At 64.9% G+C, this 16764-nt stretch carries 17 protein-coding genes; 3 read left to right on the top strand and 14 right to left on the bottom strand.

The genetic code is table 11. The features are described from left to right. Nucleotides 1-68: 68 nt before the first annotated feature. The 5 genes from nagE to QCE62_RS01455 form a co-directional block, all read right to left on the bottom strand. Nucleotides 69-1892 (bottom strand): N-acetylglucosamine-specific PTS transporter subunit IIBC, encoded by a 1824-nt coding sequence (gene nagE, locus QCE62_RS01475; protein ID WP_309913503.1) that lies wholly within the window; start codon nt 1890-1892, stop codon nt 69-71. An 85-nt stretch (nt 1893-1977) separates the two neighbouring features. Continuing rightward, the gene (ptsP, locus tag QCE62_RS01470; protein ID WP_309919531.1) at nt 1978-4575 is read right to left on the bottom strand and encodes a phosphoenolpyruvate--protein phosphotransferase; all 2598 of its coding nucleotides are present in this window, start codon (nt 4573-4575) and stop codon (nt 1978-1980) included. 12 nt (nt 4576-4587) lie between these two features. Next, a complete protein-coding gene (locus tag QCE62_RS01465) occupies nt 4588-5595 on the bottom strand; it encodes an SIS domain-containing protein (protein WP_309919528.1) in 1008 nt (335 codons plus the stop codon). Further along, complete coding sequence (gene nagA / locus QCE62_RS01460) at nt 5588-6691, bottom strand: N-acetylglucosamine-6-phosphate deacetylase (protein ID WP_309913500.1); 1104 nt, start codon at nt 6689-6691, stop codon at nt 5588-5590. The genes QCE62_RS01465 and nagA overlap by 8 nt, the downstream gene beginning before the upstream one ends. Before the next feature lie 284 nt (nt 6692-6975). Next, complete coding sequence (locus tag QCE62_RS01455; RefSeq protein WP_309913497.1) at nt 6976-7710, bottom strand: GntR family transcriptional regulator; 735 nt, start codon at nt 7708-7710, stop codon at nt 6976-6978. A gap of 319 nt (nt 7711-8029) precedes the next feature. Here QCE62_RS01455 and QCE62_RS01450 point away from each other — a divergent pair, with 319 nt between their 5' ends. Continuing rightward, nucleotides 8030-8956, top strand: coding sequence for a bifunctional helix-turn-helix transcriptional regulator/GNAT family N-acetyltransferase (locus QCE62_RS01450; protein ID WP_309913494.1), 927 nt, complete (start codon nt 8030-8032; stop codon nt 8954-8956). Between the two features lie 87 nt (nt 8957-9043). On the opposite strand, the gene QCE62_RS01445 is transcribed toward QCE62_RS01450, so the two are convergent. Next, entirely contained in the window at nt 9044-9862 is an 819-nt protein-coding gene (locus QCE62_RS01445) for a MetQ/NlpA family lipoprotein (RefSeq protein WP_309913492.1), read from the bottom strand. A gap of 193 nt (nt 9863-10055) precedes the next feature. On the opposite strand from QCE62_RS01445, the gene QCE62_RS01440 reads away from it, so the two are divergent. Further along, complete coding sequence (locus QCE62_RS01440; RefSeq protein WP_309913488.1) at nt 10056-10355, top strand: YciI family protein; 300 nt, start codon at nt 10056-10058, stop codon at nt 10353-10355. Between the two features lie 33 nt (nt 10356-10388). Here the strand turns inward: QCE62_RS01440 and QCE62_RS01435 are convergent, their stop codons facing one another. Genes QCE62_RS01435 through QCE62_RS01415 form a run of 5 tightly spaced genes read right to left on the bottom strand, consistent with a single transcriptional unit; the run spans nt 10389 to nt 14475 of the window. Continuing rightward, nucleotides 10389-10979: an SCO family protein gene (locus QCE62_RS01435; RefSeq protein ID WP_309913485.1), complete on the bottom strand. Its 591-nt coding sequence runs from the start codon at nt 10977-10979 to the stop codon at nt 10389-10391. Next, the gene (gene cyoE / locus QCE62_RS01430; RefSeq protein WP_309807102.1) at nt 10976-11881 is read right to left on the bottom strand and encodes a heme o synthase; all 906 of its coding nucleotides are present in this window, start codon (nt 11879-11881) and stop codon (nt 10976-10978) included. Before cyoE ends, QCE62_RS01435 begins: the two co-directional genes overlap by 4 nt. Before the next feature lie 9 nt (nt 11882-11890). After that, nucleotides 11891-13000 carry a COX15/CtaA family protein gene (locus QCE62_RS01425; RefSeq protein WP_309913483.1) on the bottom strand — a complete coding sequence of 370 codons (1110 nt, stop codon included), beginning with the start codon at nt 12998-13000 and terminating at the stop codon, nt 11891-11893. 36 nt (nt 13001-13036) lie between these two features. After that, on the bottom strand, nt 13037-13702 hold the full coding sequence (locus QCE62_RS01420) for an SCO family protein (RefSeq protein WP_404987123.1): 666 nt from the start codon (nt 13700-13702) through the stop codon (nt 13037-13039). A gap of 29 nt (nt 13703-13731) precedes the next feature. Next, nucleotides 13732-14475: an SURF1 family protein gene (locus tag QCE62_RS01415; RefSeq protein ID WP_309913480.1), complete on the bottom strand. Its 744-nt coding sequence runs from the start codon at nt 14473-14475 to the stop codon at nt 13732-13734. 159 nt (nt 14476-14634) lie between these two features. Between QCE62_RS01415 and QCE62_RS01410 the strand changes: the two genes are divergently transcribed. After that, a complete protein-coding gene (locus QCE62_RS01410; protein WP_309807098.1) occupies nt 14635-14844 on the top strand; it encodes a twin transmembrane helix small protein in 210 nt (69 codons plus the stop codon). Nucleotides 14845-15040: 196 nt separating this feature from the next. Here QCE62_RS01410 and QCE62_RS01405 read toward each other — a convergent pair whose 3' ends face one another. The 3 genes from QCE62_RS01405 to QCE62_RS01395 all read right to left on the bottom strand — a co-directional run bounded on the left by QCE62_RS01405 (nt 15041) and on the right by QCE62_RS01395 (nt 16759). Beyond that, on the bottom strand, nt 15041-15898 hold the full coding sequence (locus QCE62_RS01405; protein ID WP_309807097.1) for a cytochrome c oxidase subunit 3: 858 nt from the start codon (nt 15896-15898) through the stop codon (nt 15041-15043). An 82-nt stretch (nt 15899-15980) separates the two neighbouring features. After that, the gene (locus tag QCE62_RS01400; protein ID WP_309913477.1) at nt 15981-16181 is read right to left on the bottom strand and encodes a DUF2970 domain-containing protein; all 201 of its coding nucleotides are present in this window, start codon (nt 16179-16181) and stop codon (nt 15981-15983) included. A 5-nt stretch (nt 16182-16186) separates the two neighbouring features. Next, nucleotides 16187-16759 carry a cytochrome c oxidase assembly protein gene (locus tag QCE62_RS01395; RefSeq protein WP_309807095.1) on the bottom strand — a complete coding sequence of 191 codons (573 nt, stop codon included), beginning with the start codon at nt 16757-16759 and terminating at the stop codon, nt 16187-16189. Nucleotides 16760-16764 lie beyond the last annotated feature (5 nt).

Genomic DNA, 16764 nt, shown 5'->3' with positions numbered 1-16764 from the left:
TGCTCCGAATGCAGCATAAGTAACGGCGCCCGCAGGCGCCGTTACGTTACGACAGCTCCATCACCGCATCACGCCGGCAGGGGCGCCGCGCCGCCGCCATTGTTCGACAGACGCGTCGACATCTGCGCGGCATAACGCTGCGCCGCCGCGCCCACGACAATGTGGAACGTATCCGCCGACACCCACGCCACATCCAGCGCCGACAGCCGCTGCCGATCCACCGACGAAGGATCGCGCACGACCACACGCAGGCGCGTCGCCGCGACGGCATCGAGCGAGGCCACATTGGTCGCGCCGCCGAACACCGCGAGCCAGCGCAGCGGATCGGGATCGAGCGGGCCGGCGGTTTGATCGCCGGAAGTCGCGGTAGCCGTAGCCGTGGCCGATGCCACAACAGCCGCCGCCGGTTGCGCCGGCGCCGACGATGCCGGCGTCGCGCCGCGCTCCGACGAATGCTCCAGTTCACCGCGGATTTCATCGGCGATGAGATCCGCTTCCGGCCCGATGATGACCTGCACGTTGGTCGCGCCGCGCTTGAGCACGCCACGCGCGCCAATCGTCTTCAACTGCGCTTCCGAGACCTTCTCCGAGTTCACGACCGAGAGACGCAGGCGCGTCGTGCAGGCATCGACGAGCGTCAGGTTCGACGCACCGCCCAGCGCGGCAATGTACTTCGCGGCACGCGAGCTCGCGGCCGACGCGGCCACCGTGCCCGGCAGCGGCGGAATCAGGCCGCCTTCCACCGTTTGCATGGCATCGGTTTCAGCGTCGGTCGTGGCCGGCTCACGGCCCGGCGTCGCCATGTTGAAGCGGCGGATGAAGAAGCGGAACAGCCCGTAGTAGATGACGAAATAGATCACGCCGATCACGAGCGCCAGCCAGCCGCGCTGCGACAGCCCGTAGTTCAGCACGTAGTCGATCGCGCCCGCCGAGAACGTGAAGCCCAGATGGATGCCGAGCGCGGAGCAGATCGCAAGCGACAGCCCCGTCAGCACGGCGTGGATGCCGTACAGCACCGGCGCCAGAAACATGAAGCTGTATTCAATCGGCTCGGTCACGCCGGTCAGGAACGCGGTCAGGGCCATCGAGAACAACAGGCCGCCCACCACCGCGCGGCGCTCCTTCGGCGCTTCGTGGAACATCGCGAGGCACGCGGCCGGCAGGCCGAACATCATGATCGGGAAGAAGCCGGTCATGAAGCCGCCCGCGGTCTTGTCGCCGGCGAAGAAACGATGCAGGTCGCCATGCACGATCGCCCCGCCGTCGGGCGGGGTGAACGAACCGAACACGAACCAGGCCAGCGAATTGATGATGTGATGCAGGCCCGTGACGAGCAGGATCCGGTTCAGCACGCCGAACACGAAGGTGCCGAGCGCGCCGGCCGTCGTGAGCCAGTTGCCCGCGCTGTCGATGGCCGCCTGCACCGGCTGCCAGACATAGCCGAACACGATGCCGAGTATCAGGCAGGCGACGCCCGTGACAATCGGCACGAAGCGCTTGCCGCCGAAGAACGCCAGGTACTCGGGGAGCTTGATGTCCTTGTACTTGTTATACAGATAGCCGGCCACCATCCCGGCGATGATCCCCGACAGCACGCCCATGTTGAGCTTGTCGTTGATGTCCTTCATCACGGCGATCTCGATCAGATAGCCGATCGCACCGGCCAGGCCCGCCGTGCCGTTGTTGTCCTTCGCGAAACCCACCGCCACGCCGATGGCGAACAGCAGCGGCAGATTCGTGAAGATGGCGTCACCGGCGTCGGCGATCATCTTGATGTTGAAGACATCGGGCTGGCCGAGCCGCAGAAGCAGGCCGGCCACCGGTAGCACGGCGATCGGCAGCATCAGCGCGCGACCTAGTCGCTGCATTTTCGCAAACGGGTTGGCGTCCATCGGGTTCTCCAAAAATATAGGTCTTGTCGTTACTGCTTCGGGGATGGCCAAAAATGGCGTGCGCGCGACGGACCGCAAGGGACGATCAGTCCTGCGGCCAGATCTCGCGGCTTGCCGCTCTTACTGCCTGTGCCGATTCGAGCGCGAGGCAATCCTCGGCGCGCTGACGGCAAAGCTGATAGTCGAGATTGCGCACCCGCGCCTTGATGCCGGGCACCGACACCGGATCGACCGACAGTTCGGTCACGCCGAGGCCGACGAGCAAGGGCGCCGCAACCGGATCGCCGCCGAGCGCACCGCACACGCCGACCCACTTGCCGTGCTTCTCCGCGCCCTGCACCGCCGTCTTGATGAGGCGCAGGACAGCCGGATGCAGACCGTCCGACTGCGCGGCGAGATCGGGCTGGCAGCGGTCCATCGCGAGCGTGTACTGGGTCAGATCGTTAGTGCCGATGGAGAGGAAGTCCGCGTATTTCGCGAGCTGGTCGGCGAGCAGCGCCGCCGACGGCACCTCGATCATCACGCCCACTTCCACCGGCTCCGTGCGTCCCGCTTCGCGCGCCAGTTCGTCGATGCGCGCGCGCAGGCGCTGAAGCTCGCCGGAATCGGTGACCATCGGCAGGAGAATGCGCACCGCGCTCGCCGGCTTGACGGCCAGCAGGCCGCGCAACTGGTCGTCGAGCAGATCGGGGCGCACTTGTGCGAGCCGGATGCCGCGCAGGCCCAGCGCCGGATTTTCCTCAGGCGGCAGCGTCAGGTAGTCGACTTCCTTGTCCGCGCCTACGTCCAGCGTGCGGATGACGGCCGTGCGGCCCTGCAAGGCGTCGACGATTCCTTGATAACTCTCCGCGTGCTCAGTGGCGGTGGGCGCCGACTGGCGATGGATGAACAGCAGTTCGGTGCGCAGCAGGCCGACGGCGTCGGCGCCGTTCTCGACGGCGGCCTTCGCGTCGTCGAGCGTCGCGATGTTGGCGGCGACTTCGATCGCCCGGCCGTCCTTCGTCGAGGCCGCCTCTTGCGACAGCTTGCGGTTCGCTTCGCGCACGCCGGCCAGACGATCGCGCTCGGCGCGGGCGCGTTCGACATCGACGTCGGTGGGCGCATGCTCGAGGCGGCCCGCCGAGGCATCGACGACGACCTGCGTGCCTTCCGGAATGGCGTGCAGCGCATCGCCGATGGCGACCAGCGCCGGGATGCCGATCTGCCGCGCGATGATTGCCGCGTGCGAAGTTGCGCCGCCGCGCGACATCACGAGCGCCGTGACGCGCGTGCGGTCGAGCGAGGCCAGGTCGGACGGGGTGAATTCGGTCGCCGCGAGCACGGCTTCCGGCGGCAGTTCCGCTGCCGCCGTATTGGTCAGCCCGAGCGCGCGCAGCACGCGCTTGGCGATGTCGCGCAGATCGGCGGCGCGCTCGGCGAGGAGATCGTCCTGCACGTTCGAGAGCAACGCGATCTGCGTCTGGATCGCTTCGCGCCACGCAAAGCCCGCGCTCTTGCCGAGGCTGATCAGATCGCGCGCGGCGTCAACCAAAGTCGGGTCTTCCAGCAGCACGCGATGCACCGCGAAAATCCCCGCCTCACCCACCGCGCCGCGCTGCGAGGCAGTGCGCACGGTCTCGCCGAGTTCGGCATCGACCTGGGCGATGGCGCGATCGAGCGCACGGCTTTCCGCCGCCGACGAACCGCTCGCCTGCTCCGGCGGCACGATGTCCTGGTCGTCCCATCGCACCAGCTTTCCGACCGCGATGCCCGGCGCGGCGCACACGCCCGCGAGCGTGTTGGGCGGCAGCGGCTGGCCCGCGTCGGCCGTCCGCGCAGCCGACGCGACAGGCGCCGGCGAACGCGTCTGCGCCCGCGATTTCTCGACTTCGCCATGCGCCTCGCGCAGCAATTCGGCGGCGACCGCATCCACGGCCTGCTGCGCCTGCGCGCCGATGCCGACCAGTTCGACCGTCACGCCTTCGCCCGCACCGAGGCTGAGCAAGCCGACCACGCTCTCCACCGGCGCTTTCTTGCCTTCGTAACGCACTTCCACCTTGGCGTCGAAACCGCGCGCGGCCTCGCGCGCCCGCGCCGCCGGCCGCGCATGCAGACCGCCCGCGCTCGCCAGCGTCAGGCGGCGGCGCGCCTCTTCCATGACGAGCGCACCGGAACGCGCCGTCTCGGCCCGCTCGCCGGCTTTCGCACGGAGAACCAGCAAGCGCGCACCGGACTTCAGCACGCCGCGCCCGGCGCGCTCGATGACATCGAACGCGTCGCCGTTGGCAATGGCGATCACGGACACGAGGCTGGGCGCGTGTTGCGCGACAAAATCTGCGTTGAACTCGATCAGCGGCTGGCCGGCGCGCACTTCGGCGCCCTGCTCGACCATCGGCGCGAAGCCATCGCCGCCCAGCTCGACCGTGTCGATGCCGATATGCACGAGAATTTCCGCGCCCTCCTTCGTGCGCAGCGTCACCGCGTGATGGGTGCGCGCGAGATGGGTCACGGTGCCGTCGCAGGGCGCGGCCAGCACGTTGTCGAGCGGATCGATGCCGATGCCGTCGCCGAACATGCCCTGCGCAAACACGGGGTCCGGCACGTCGGCGAGCGGGACGATCGGGCCGGTGAACGGCGCGAGCAGCACGACATCGCTCGGGTTATCGGTGGAATGATTCAACAGGGACTCCTCGGCACGGCGCATCGGCTTTCTCACTCAATGGGTTTCGGTGACCTTGTTCAGGTGGCGCGGCGCGTCGGGATTGCGCCCGCGCGCGGCGGCCAGACCCGCGGCCATCACATAGAACGAAAGGATCGCGGCGATCGGATCCAGCGCCGGATGATCCGTGGCGACGAGCGGCAGCTCTGCATCCGCAACGTCGTCCGGCGCGGCGAGCAGCACGCGCGCGCCGCGTGCGCGCATGTCGGCGGCAAGCTGGATCAGACCTGCCTGCTCCGGTCCGCGCGGCGCGAACACGAGCAGCGGATAGTCGCGATCGATGATTTCCATCGGACCATGACGCACTTCGGCGCTGGAGAACGCCTCGGCCTGGATGCCCGAGGTCTCCTTGAGCTTGAGCGCGGCTTCCTGGGCGATCGCGAGACCGAGACCCCGTCCGATCACGATCATCCGGTCGATGTTCGTCAGCTCCGTCACCGCGCGCGTCCAGTCGAGCCGGCCCGCGGCGCGCAGTGCGTCCGGCAGGGATTCGAGCGCCTTCAGCAGTTCGGCGTCGCGTTGCACGTGAGCGACCACGATGGCCGAGAGCGACAGCATCGCGATGTAGCTCTTGGTCGCGGCCACCGAGAGTTCCGGACCCGCGAGCAAGGGCAGGAAGTATTCGCAGGCGCTTTCGAGCGACGAGCCTTCGACATTGACGGCCGCGACCGTGAAGGCGCCGGCGTTGCGCAACGCCTGCATCGTGCCGACGAGATCCGGGCTCTTGCCCGACTGCGAGAACGCGACGGCCAATTGGCCCGACACGCGCAGCGGCGCCTGTTGCAGCGTGGCGACCGACATCGGCAGCGAAGCGACCGGCACGCCGAGGCGGCTCATGGTCAGGCTTGCGAAATAACTGGCGGCGTGATCCGAGCTGCCGCGCGCCACGGTCAGCGCGACGTGACGCGGCTGCTCCGCCAGTTTTACGGCGAGCGTCTCGACGCGCGAGGTATCGGCGAGCTGGGCCGCGACGACATCCGCGGCTTCCAGCGCTTCGTTAAGCATATTCGACAATGGATTCTCCTTCGACATACGTGGCGGTCAGCGCGTGGTCCCGGTCGAGCACGACGAGATCGGCCCATGCGCCGCGCGCGATGCGGCCGCGATCTTCGAGTCCGAGGTAATCGGCGGGATAGCGCGACAGGCGATTCGAGACGTCCGCGAGCGGAATGCCCAGCGAGACGAGATTGCGCAGCGCCTGGTCCATGGTGAGCGTGCTGCCGGCAAGCGTCCCGTCGGCGAGACGCACGCCGCCCATGCACTTGGTCACATGCTGGCTGCCCAGGCGATATTCGCCGTCGGGCATGCCCGCCGCCGAGGTGCTGTCGGTGACCACATACAGGCGCGGGATCGCACGCAGCGCGGCGCGGATCGCGCCCGGATGCACGTGCAGCAGATCGGGAATGAGCTCGGCGTATTCGGCATGCGCGAGCGCCGCGCCGACCATGCCCGGATCGCGGTGATGCAGCGGCGACATGGCGTTGAACAAATGCGTGAAACCGCGGGCGCCGTGCTTGAGCGCGTTGACGGCGTCGTCATAGGTGCCGAGCGAATGGCCGAGCTGCACGCGTACGCCGCGCGCCGCCATGTCGGAAATGATGTCGAGATGGCCGGAGATTTCCGGCGCGATCGTCACCACGCGAATCGGCGCGAGTTCGAGGTACTTCAGCACCTCGCTGCGCACCGCGACGGCAGCCGCGTCCGGTTGCGCGCCCAGCTTGCCGGGATTGATGTACGGCCCTTCGAGATGCACGCCGAGCACGCGTGCGCCGCCTGCCGCGCGCCGCTTCGCCTGTTCGCCGAGACCGGCCACGACCTGCATGAGTTCGTCGCGCGGCGCGGTCATGGTCGTGGCGAGCAGGCTCGTCGTGCCGTGTTGCGCGTGCTGGCGCGTCACGGTGTCGGCGGCGTCGCCGCCTTCCATGATGTCGCGCCCGCCGCCGCCATGCACGTGCAGGTCGATGAAGCCCGGCAGGATGTATGGCGCATCGTTCGCGAGCGGATCGACGATATGCCCTTCGAGCGCCGTCACGCGGCCGTTCTCGAAACGCACCGAGCCATGGATCCAGCCGTCGGTCGTGAGTATGTTTCCTTTCAGCATGAAGTTCTCTGGAAGTACGCGATGCTTGAATGAGGTTCAGTGTCGTCCGCGCCCTGCTGCGAGCAGGCTTCCATCGGATGGAAAGGCGAACGGCTTCCTTGGGTCCTCTCGTTCTGTTCTTTGTTGCTGATGCTGCGGGTGTTGCGGGTGTTGCGGGTGTTGCGGGGCTTGCGGGGCTTGCGGGTGTTGCGGGTGTTGCGGGGCTTGCGGGTGATGCGGGGCTTGCGGGTGATGCGGGGCTTGCGGGTGATGCGGGGCTTGCGGGTGATTGCGCTACCGGGAATTCATCGGTGCAGTTCCGCGACGAAGTCGTAGTAGTCGTCGCGGCAATAGGTATCCGTCAGTTCGATTGCGCGTTGATCCGCCGAATAGCCGATCCGCGTGATCACGAGCAAGGCGGCGCGCGGCGCGACACCCATCAGCCGGGCGATGTCCACACTCGCATTCACCGCGCGAAAGTGCTGCAACGCGCGCACCACCGACAGTCCACGCTCCTCCAGATAGCGATACAGCGACAGCCCGATTGCGTCCGGGTCCGGTACGACGGCCACCGGCAAGGTTGATTGCTCCACGGCCATCACGATGCCGTCCGCACGGCGCAGACGCTTCAGGCTCGCAACGGCCGCGCCCGGAGACAGACCCAGACGCACCGTTTCCTCCCGATTCGCTGTGCGCAGTCTGCGATCCAGCCAGACCGAATCCGACCTGAAGCCGCGCTGCTCCATTTTTCGCGTGAAGCCGGTCAGACGGGACAGCGGATCTTCGGTGCGTGGCGTGATGAAACTGCCGGCACCGCGTGCGCGCCGGATCAGGCCTTGCTCGACCAGCAGCGCCAGTGCCTTGCGCGCCGTGATGCGCGACACGCCCACCGCTTCCGACAACGTGCGCTCCGCCGGCAACGCCTCGCCTGCGCTCCAGGTGCCCGCATGAATGGCGCTGGCAAGACGCGACGCAAGCTGCAGGTAGAGCGGCGTTGCGCTCTGTGCATCCGGCGTCAATGCCTGCCAATCGTCACCCATCTGGGCTCCCGAAAACCTTGAACGGAGCCCATTATATAACCAACATAATACCAGTCAACGCTTGTTCAACGCCCCTGCGATAGCGATATAACCTGTTTCAAATCAATTAGTTAAATGATTTTTTTCGCATTTTTTCGAATTTGACGAACATCAGGATTTACCCGTATCGGCATTCCACTTTTACAAGTGGTTTGCAATGTTGAATTCATTCAACTTTCGGGCATTTTCGTATTCGCATGACCAATCCTTCTTGGCACAATGCTGTCGCTAATTCGGATTCAAAACTAAATTCAATCAAAAATTTTTGAGAGACTACGCGATGGGCCATCCAGATCCGAGCCGGGCCGTTGAAGCAGTGCGTCGCTTCAACCGCTTCTATGCGCGCCATACCGGCGCGCTCCATGAGCGGCTTCACAAGAGTTCGCTTTCCCTTACCGAGATTCGCATCCTTCACGAGCTGGCGCAGCACAAAGCCAGCACGGCCGCGGACCTGTCGCGCAATCTTGGACTGGACACCGGCTATCTCAGCCGGTTGATCAGCAACTTCCAGAAGCTCGGACTGATCGCGCGCCGCAAGAACGAGGCGGACGGACGCGCTCATCTGCTGTCAATCACACCCGAGGCGAAGGCCAAGGTCGATGAAATCGACCTGCATGTTTCCGGCGACACCGCGTTGTTGCTGAAGAAGCTCACGTGCGCCGAAATCGAGCAGTTGTGCTCGGCCATGGCGGATGTCGAACGCCTGCTGTCGCCGGCGCGTCCTGATGTCGAGACGCGTCTTCGTGGTCCACGCGGCGGCGACTTCGGCTGGATGATCGAGCGCCATGCACACCTTTCCGTGGCCGGACGGCCGAAGTTGCAGCACGAGGCGTTCGCCGCGAAACTGGTCGCGCGCTTTTTGACGGCCATGCAGGCGAACACACCGCGTATCGCCTGCTGGGTGGCGGAGCAGGACAATTCCACGCGTATCGGCGCAGCCATGCTGACCGAGGCGTCGCACACGCAGGCGAGCATCGACATGTTGTTCGTCGAGCCGGGCGCGCGCCGTCGCGGGCTTGGAGAACGGATGCTGGCCGCCGCCACCAACTTCGCGCACGGCGCCGGCTATGGACAGGTGATCTGCCGTCTCGAGGAGGCTCAGGAGGATCTGTGCGGACTGTTCCTGCATACCGGCTTCACGCCCGTGCAGGACGATTCGACCACCCTGATCTGGCAACGCGAATTGCAGCAGCTGTTTGTCGAATGAAGCGGCGCGGCGTGAAAGGCACAACGGCGTCCCGCAGGACGCCGTCGCTGGCAATGACGGGCGAAGGCGTCGAGCCTTCGAGCGCCCTCAGAACGACGGCACCATCGAGCCCTTGAACTCGCTCTTCAGGAACTGGCGCACGTCGTCGGACTGGTAGGCGGCCACGAGTTTCTTCACCCACGGCTGGTCCTTGTCCTGCGCGCGCACGGCGATCAGGTTCGCGTACGGGCTATGCACGTCTTCGAGCGCAATGGCGTCCTTCGTCGGCTGCAGGCCTGCCGCAAGCGCGAAGTTCGTGTTGATGACGGCAGCGTCGACGTCGGCGAGCGTGCGCGGCAACTGCGCTGCATCGAGTTCGACCAGCTTGATCTTTTTCGGATTCGCCGCCACGTCGAGCGCGGTCGCGTTGTTGCCGTTCGTGCCGGCGCCCGCCTTCAACTTGATCACGCCCTGCGTCTGCAACAGCAGCAACGCGCGGTTCTCGTTCGACGGATCATTCGGCACCGCCACCTTCGCGCCCTGCGGCAAGTCCTTCAACGACTTGAGCTTCTTCGAATACACGCCGAGCGGCGAGATATAGGTCAGGCCCGCGCTGACGATCTTGTAGCCGCGCTGCTTCACCTGGCTGTCGAGATAAGGCTGGTGCTGGAAACTGTTGGCGTCGAGATCGCCGGCGTCGAGCGCGGCGTTCGGCTGCACGTAGTCGTTGAACTCGATGACCTTCACGTTCAGCCCTTCGCGCTTCGCGACCTTCTGCACGACTTGCCAGATCTGCGCGTCGGGGCCGCTGATGGTGCCGACCTTGATGACCTTGTCATCCGCGTGCGCGGCGGCGCTCGCGAACAAAGCGGCGGACGTGAGGGCGGTGAGGGCGGTAAGAGCTTTGAGCAAATTTCTGCGCTGCATGGTGTTCCTTGTTTCGATGATGCGTGGCTTGCAGGTAGGCGCCGGTGAGTGACGCGCCAGGGTGACGGATGTTCGCACAGCGCTGGTGCAAGTCGAAATACCGTTTGCTCATGTCTTTATCACGTGCATCACGACGCAGCTAGAATCGCGACAGAAGATCACCATTGCGCATTCAAAGGAGACGAGCCTCGACATGTATCTGATCAACCTGCGCTATACCGGCGCGCTGGCCGAAATCGACGACGCACTCGACGCTCACCGGCTCTTTCTCGAACGCTATTTCGCGGCGGGCGTGTTCGTCATCGCGGGGCCGAAGGTACCGCGCGAGGGCGGCGTGATCCTGGCGTCGAACATCGAACGTGAGCGGCTCGACGCGATCATCGCCGAGGACCCGTTCACGCAGCAAAATCTCGCGCACTACGAGATCACCGAGTTCAAGGCCACGCGGCTTGCGCCCGGGCTGAACCTGCCGGAGCCTTCTTCCGACGCATGAGAAAACGGCCCGTCGAGCGGGCCGTTTGCAGGTTCAGTCGATCAGCAGCTTCAGGTCGTGCACCCAGGGCTCGACGCCCTGGCCGTCGCGCGCGAAGAGACGCAGCTTGCCGTCCTTGTCGAAGACGTAGCTGGCAGCGGTGTGATCCATCGTGTAGTCGTCGGCGGTCTTGCCCGCCGATTTCGCGTAGTACACGCGAAAGTCCTTGGCGACCTGCGCGAGCTGCGCGTCGTTATCAGGCCTCAGGCCGATGAACGAAGGATTGAAGGCCGCCACGTATTGACCCAGCAATTCAGGCGTATCGCGTGCGGGATCGACGGTCACCATCAGCACCTGCACGTCCTGCGCCTTGTCGCCGAGTTGCTGCAGCGCTTGCGAGAGTTCGGCGAGCGTGGTCGGGCAGACATCGGGGCAATGCGTATAGCCGAAGAACAGCACGACGGCCTTGCCCTTGAAATCGCCGAGCGTGCGGGTCTTGCCGTGCGTGTCGGGCAGCGAGAAGGCGCTGCCGAACTGCTTGTTGCCGGTGATGTCGAGATTCTTGAAATCGGGCGCTTTCTCGCAGGCGGAAAGCAGCGCCGCGATGAACAGCAGCGCGAACAGACGACGCAGACCGGCCATCATGCCCCGATCACCGTGCGCACGTAATGATCGACGAGCAGCGCGCCGAACAGCAGCGACAGATACACGATGGAATAGCGGAAGGTCCTGCGCGCGAGGGCATCGGAATAATCGCGGTACATCTTCCACGCATAGCCGATGAACCCCGCGCCGAGCGCGATCGCACTCGCCAGATACACGACGCCGCTCATGCCGGAGATGTAGGGCATCAGCGTGACGGCGAACAGCACGAGCGTGTACAGGAAGATGTTGAGCAGCGTGTACTTCTCGCCATGCGTGACCGGCAGCATGGGCAGGCCGGCGTTCTCATAGTCCTTGCGGCGATACAGCGCGAGCGCCCAGAAATGCGGCGGCGTCCAGACGAAGATGATCAGCACGAGAATCCACGCGTCGCCGGGCACGGCGCCCGTCACCGCGGCCCAGCCGAGCGCGGGCGGCATGGCGCCGGACGCGCCGCCGATCACGATGTTCTGCGGCGTGTACGGCTTGAGCAGCAGCGTATAGATGACCGCATAGCCGACGAAGGTGGCGAGCGTGAGCCACATCGTGAGCGGATTGGTGAAGCGATAGAGCGTCCACATGCCGATGCCGCCCAGCACCGCCGAGAACCACAGGATCTGCGCCGTGGTGATCTGGCCGCGCGCGGACGGACGCCATGCAGTGCGGCGCATCTTGGCATCGACTTTCTGCTCGACGAGACAGTTGATGGCGAAGGCCGCGCCTGCCAGCAGCCAGATGCCGACGGCGCCGCCGATCAGCTTGTCCCACGGCACCATGCCGGGAGTGGACAGGAACATGCCGATGACGGCACAGAACACCGCGAGTTGCGTGACGCGCGGCTTGGTCAGCGCGAGATACTGCGCTGCGCGGCTGCCGATGGGGGAGTTGAGAGTCGTGCTGTCCATGATGTGGAGTCACGCTGAAACGACGTCGCGCGCGGGAAGCGTGGCGCGGCCGGGACGGCTGGAAGAGATTCGAAAGTTTAGCATAACGAGTAGCAGCAACAGGATCGCGGCGCCGCCGTTGTGCGCGACGGCAATGGGCAGCGGCCATTGCAGCACGATGTTCGAGAGGCCGGTCAGGAACTGGATCACGATCACGAACAATACGCCATTCGCGGGCTTGCGCAGCGATTCGAATCGTCGCAGGCGGCTTGCAAGCCACAGCAGGTACAACACCACAACGATCGCAAAGGTGCGGTGCGTCCAGTGGATCGCGACCAGCGCGTCCTGCGAGATCACGTCGCCGTCGCCGGTCATGCCGAGCGCGCGCCACAGATGGAAGCCGTGCTCGAAGTTCATCGGCGGAATCCATTGGCCGTTGCACAGCGGGAAGTCGGTACACGCGAGCACCGCGTAATTGGTGCTGACCCAGCCGCCCAGCGCAATCTGCACGATCAGCAACAGCAAGCCGAACATCGCGGCGGGCATCCAGCGCGCGGCGGCGGTGTCGAGCGACGGAATCGGCGTCATGCGCGCGGCCAGCCAGCCGAGCACGCCGAGCAGCGCCAGGCCGAGCAGCAGGTGCGTCGTGACGATCACCGGCTGCAGCTTGAGCGTGACTGTCCATGCGCCGAACGCGCCTTGCAGCAGGATCAGCGCGAGGATGCCGGTCGGCCACCACGGCGACACGTGCAGCGGCCGCTTCCTGATGCGCGCGGCCCACGCGATGATCGTCTGCGCGATGATCAGCACGCCGATCGCCATCGCAAAGTAACGGTGCAGCATTTCGATCCACGCCTTCATCATGCTGACGGGGCCGGTCGGCATCGCCTGGTACGCGGCGGCAATCTGCGCATGCGCGATGAACGGCGACGACGTGCCGTAGCAGCCCGGCCAGTCGGGACAGCCGAGGCCCGAATCGGTCAGGCGCGTGAAGCCGCCGAACATGATCAGGTCGAGCGTCAGGAAAGTCGTGAGCCAGACGAGCTTGCGAAACTTGCTGTCATCAGCCTTGACCCACACGTAGGACAGCGGCAGCAGCGCGATGCACACGCCGATCAGCCCCAGTTGCAGTAGGAACATGCTCTCTTACCCTTGCACTTCAGTATCAGGCGCCCATCAACCGATCCGCGACCACTTCAACAGCTTGGCCACGTCGCCGTTGATCTTCTTCGGATCGGGGTTCTTCGGGAAACGCATCATCAGATTGCCGTTCGGATCGACGAGATAGATGTGGTCCGTGAGCTTCGTGCCGTCATCGACGGGCAGCCACGCGGCCACCGCCTTCTCGTCGGCGACCAGCATGCGCGTGTCGGGTTGCGGATAGGCGGCCTTGATGACGTCGGAGACCGGCTTGTCATCGGTACGCAGCCAGACGTTCACCACGCGCTCGCGCTCGCCCGATTGCAGCACGCGCACCTGACGCATGAAGTAGAGGCGCGTCACGCATTGCTCGTCGCACGCGCTGCCGTTCACCGTGATCATCAGCCATTTGCCTTCGAGCGACTTGAGCGGCACGCTCTGCCCCTGCTCGTTCGTCACGACCAGTTGCGAAGGAATCGGCCGCTGCGGTTCGACCAGCGCGCCGTAACTCGACGTGCCGCCCGCCGGCTTGAACACGTAGTACATCAGATAGGACGCGATCACCGGCGCCGCGCACACGAGCGCCAGCAAGACCAGCATCCAGCGTCCGCTGGTCCAGGAGCCTTGTCTGGCCGTGCGTTGCCGGGCGCGGGGGGTCTTGTCGGGATCGGTGTCGGCGGCGGTGGAGCGTTGTGTTTGCATCGATGAAACGTGCCTCGGTTCTTCGGTTGTCAGGCGTGGTGTTCGGCTTCTTCGTCGAGTGTGTCGCGTGTCGTGCCCTTCTTCGCGGCACGCCGCGCGGCGTACAGGCCGAAGCCGACCGCCGCCGCCGCCATGCCCCACCACTGGAACATGTAGCCATAGTTGCGCTCGACGCCCAAGGTCGGCGCGGGCCAGTCACGCACGAGCTTGTCGCCGGTGTCGTTGGTCTGCTGGATCACGAACGGCTGGAACGACAGACCGGTTTCTGCGGCATACGCGCGGATATCCAGGTTCTGGCGGATCTCCTTGTGCGCGGCCGAGCCGCCATGACCCAGTTCGAAAGCCTGCGACGCATTGGCGCGCGCGATGCCCTGCACGTCGACGACCCCTTTCGGCGTGTCGTACGCCTCGATGCCCGTGCGATCCGCCATATTGCGCGGCAGCCAGCCGCGATTCACGAGCACGTAGCCGCCGTCCTCGAGTTTAAGCGGCATCACGACATAAAAGCCCGGCTGGTCGTTATACGGACGATTGTCCAGATACACGACGCGTTCCGGCATGAACTCCCCGCGCGCCTCGACGCGATGGAATTCGATCGACTTCAGCGGCAGCGGCTCGACGCGGACTGTCTGCGCCGGCGCATGCTCGAAGGCGAGGATATGCGCGTTGAGCGCCTCCTTCTGATGAGCGCGGTCGCGCTGCCAGAAGCCCAGCCGCACCGTCACCGCGACGACGATCAGGATGAGGAGCGTGGGCCAGAAACGAATCTTCATGCGGCAAGCCTTACCGCCGGCATCCGTTTGAGCGGCGCACGGCGCAATCCGTCGAGTGAGATAATGGGATGTTTCGATTCCATACTGCTCAAGGTGGTTCCTGACATGGCCTGAAGTGCCGCCAACCGGACCCACGAGCAAACAACGCTGGCTGGTTTCATGCACATCTTCGTTGCTATCGCATTCATCCTGATCATCGGCAGCCTGGGCTCGGCGCTCTACTTCATGATGACAGACAAGGGCCGCACCAAGCGGATGGTCTGGTCGCTCGCCGCGCGCGTCGGACTGTCCATCTCGCTGTTCCTCTTCATCCTGTTCGCTCACTGGATGGGCTGGATTCAATCATCGGGCGTGCCGATCGGACGATAACGCCGTTGCGGGCAGGTCCCGCGAGACGGATTGTCGCGCCCCGTGCCTGTCCTGCTCACTGCGCTTCAAACGACAACGCCGCCCCTGTGGACTTCGAGGGCGGCGTGTAGGTCACTGCTTCTATGCTCTCTTCAACCAGCGTTGCCACCGGTCGCGCATCGCGGACGGCGCAGCGCGCCGGTCCGCTCCAGTCTTCTTACAGCCAGTAGACGACGACGTACAGACCCAGCCACACGACGTCGACAAAGTGCCAGTACCACGCGGCGCCCTCGAAGGCGAAGTGATGCTCCGCCGTGAAGTGACCGCGGATCAGACGGATCATCACCACGGCCAGCATCGTGCCGCCGAGGAACACGTGGAAGCCGTGGAAGCCGGTCAGCAGGAAGAACGTCGAGCCATACACGCCGGAATTGAGCGTCAGGTTCAGTTCGTTGTACGCGTGAAAGTATTCGTAGCCCTGGCAGAACAGGAAGATCAGGCCCAGCAGCACGGTGGCGCCCAGCCAGATGATCGCTTTCTTGCGATGGTCTTCACGCAGCGCGTGGTGAGCCACCGTCAGCGTCGCGCCGGACGACAGCAGCAGCGCGGTGTTGATGGTCGGCAGGGGCCACGGCACCATCGCGCGGAAATGCGGCACGAGCGCGGCGGGACCGTTGTTCGGCCAGACGGCGCTGAAGTCCGGCCAGATCAGCTTGTAATCGAGGCTGCCGAGTTCATGCAGCGCGATCTGCCGCGCATAGAACAGCGCGCCGAAGAATGCCGCGAAGAACATGACTTCCGAGAAGATGAACCAGCTCATGCTCCAGCGGTACGACACATCCACGCGCTTGCCGTACATGCCGCCTTCGGATTCGGAGATGGCGTCGCCGAACCAGTGCCACAGCACGAACAGTACGAACAGCAGGCCGATGAACGTGCCCGCAGGCCCGAAGCTATGACCGTTCACCCACGATGCCAGCGACGCCAGCATGATCAGCAGGCCGGTTGCAGCCATCACCGGATGCCGCGACGGATGCGGCACGAAATAGTACGGGCTCTCGTTTTGACCGCTCATTGTTGATTCTCCACTTCGATCCAGTTGCTTGAATTTTCTTTTCCCGCCGGACGCATGGCTGGGCCACGTCCCGGCGTTCCGTCTATCCCACTACCGCGCGCACGATCAGCAGCAACACGACGATGAACAGCACCGCGCCGATGATGCCTGCCGCGATCAGATGCAGCGGGTTCAGCTGGGCCGCGTCGCTTTCCAGGTCCGCGCGCCGGCGTACGCCGAAGAACGACCAGAACACGGCCTTCATGAGCTTGAGGAAACCACCCTTCGGCGAATCCGCGCTCATGGCCGTCAGGTTCCTTTCTCGACCGTCTTCGGCGCATCCAGCTCGAAGAACGTGTACGACAGGGTGATCGTCCTGATGTCCTTCGGCAGCTTCGGGTCGACGACGAACACCACCGGCAGGCGCTTGGTTTCGTTCGGGCCGAGCGTCTGCTGCGTGAAGCAGAAGCATTCGATCTTGTTGAAATACTCGGTGGCCTGCTTCGGGGCATAGCTCGGGATGGCCTGCGCCTTCACCGTGCGACCCTGCTGGTTGGTCACCTGGTACATCACCGTCATCACTTCGCCGGGGTGGATGTCCAGCGTGTTCTGCTCCGGCTTGAACTGCAGCGGACCGCGTGCGTTCGCATCGAACTCGATGGACACCGTGCGGCTCGCATCCACCTGCGTGTTCTTCGCCTCGCGCGCGCTGACGTCGCGCTGCACGAGGTTGTTGATGCCGGTGACTTCGCAGATGGCCTTGTACATCGGCACCAGCGCGAAGCCGAAGCCGAACATCAGCGCGGCCACGACGAACAGCTTGACGAGCATCGACCGGTTGAACGACCGGTCGACATGCGAATTTTCCTGCGGAGCAGACACTTGGC

The sequence above is a fragment of the Caballeronia sp. LZ033 genome, assembly GCF_031451265.1.
GTDB lineage: Bacteria > Pseudomonadota > Gammaproteobacteria > Burkholderiales > Burkholderiaceae > Caballeronia.
Note: the sequence above shows the minus strand (reverse complement) of the source record. Positions and strands in the feature narration are given on the sequence as shown.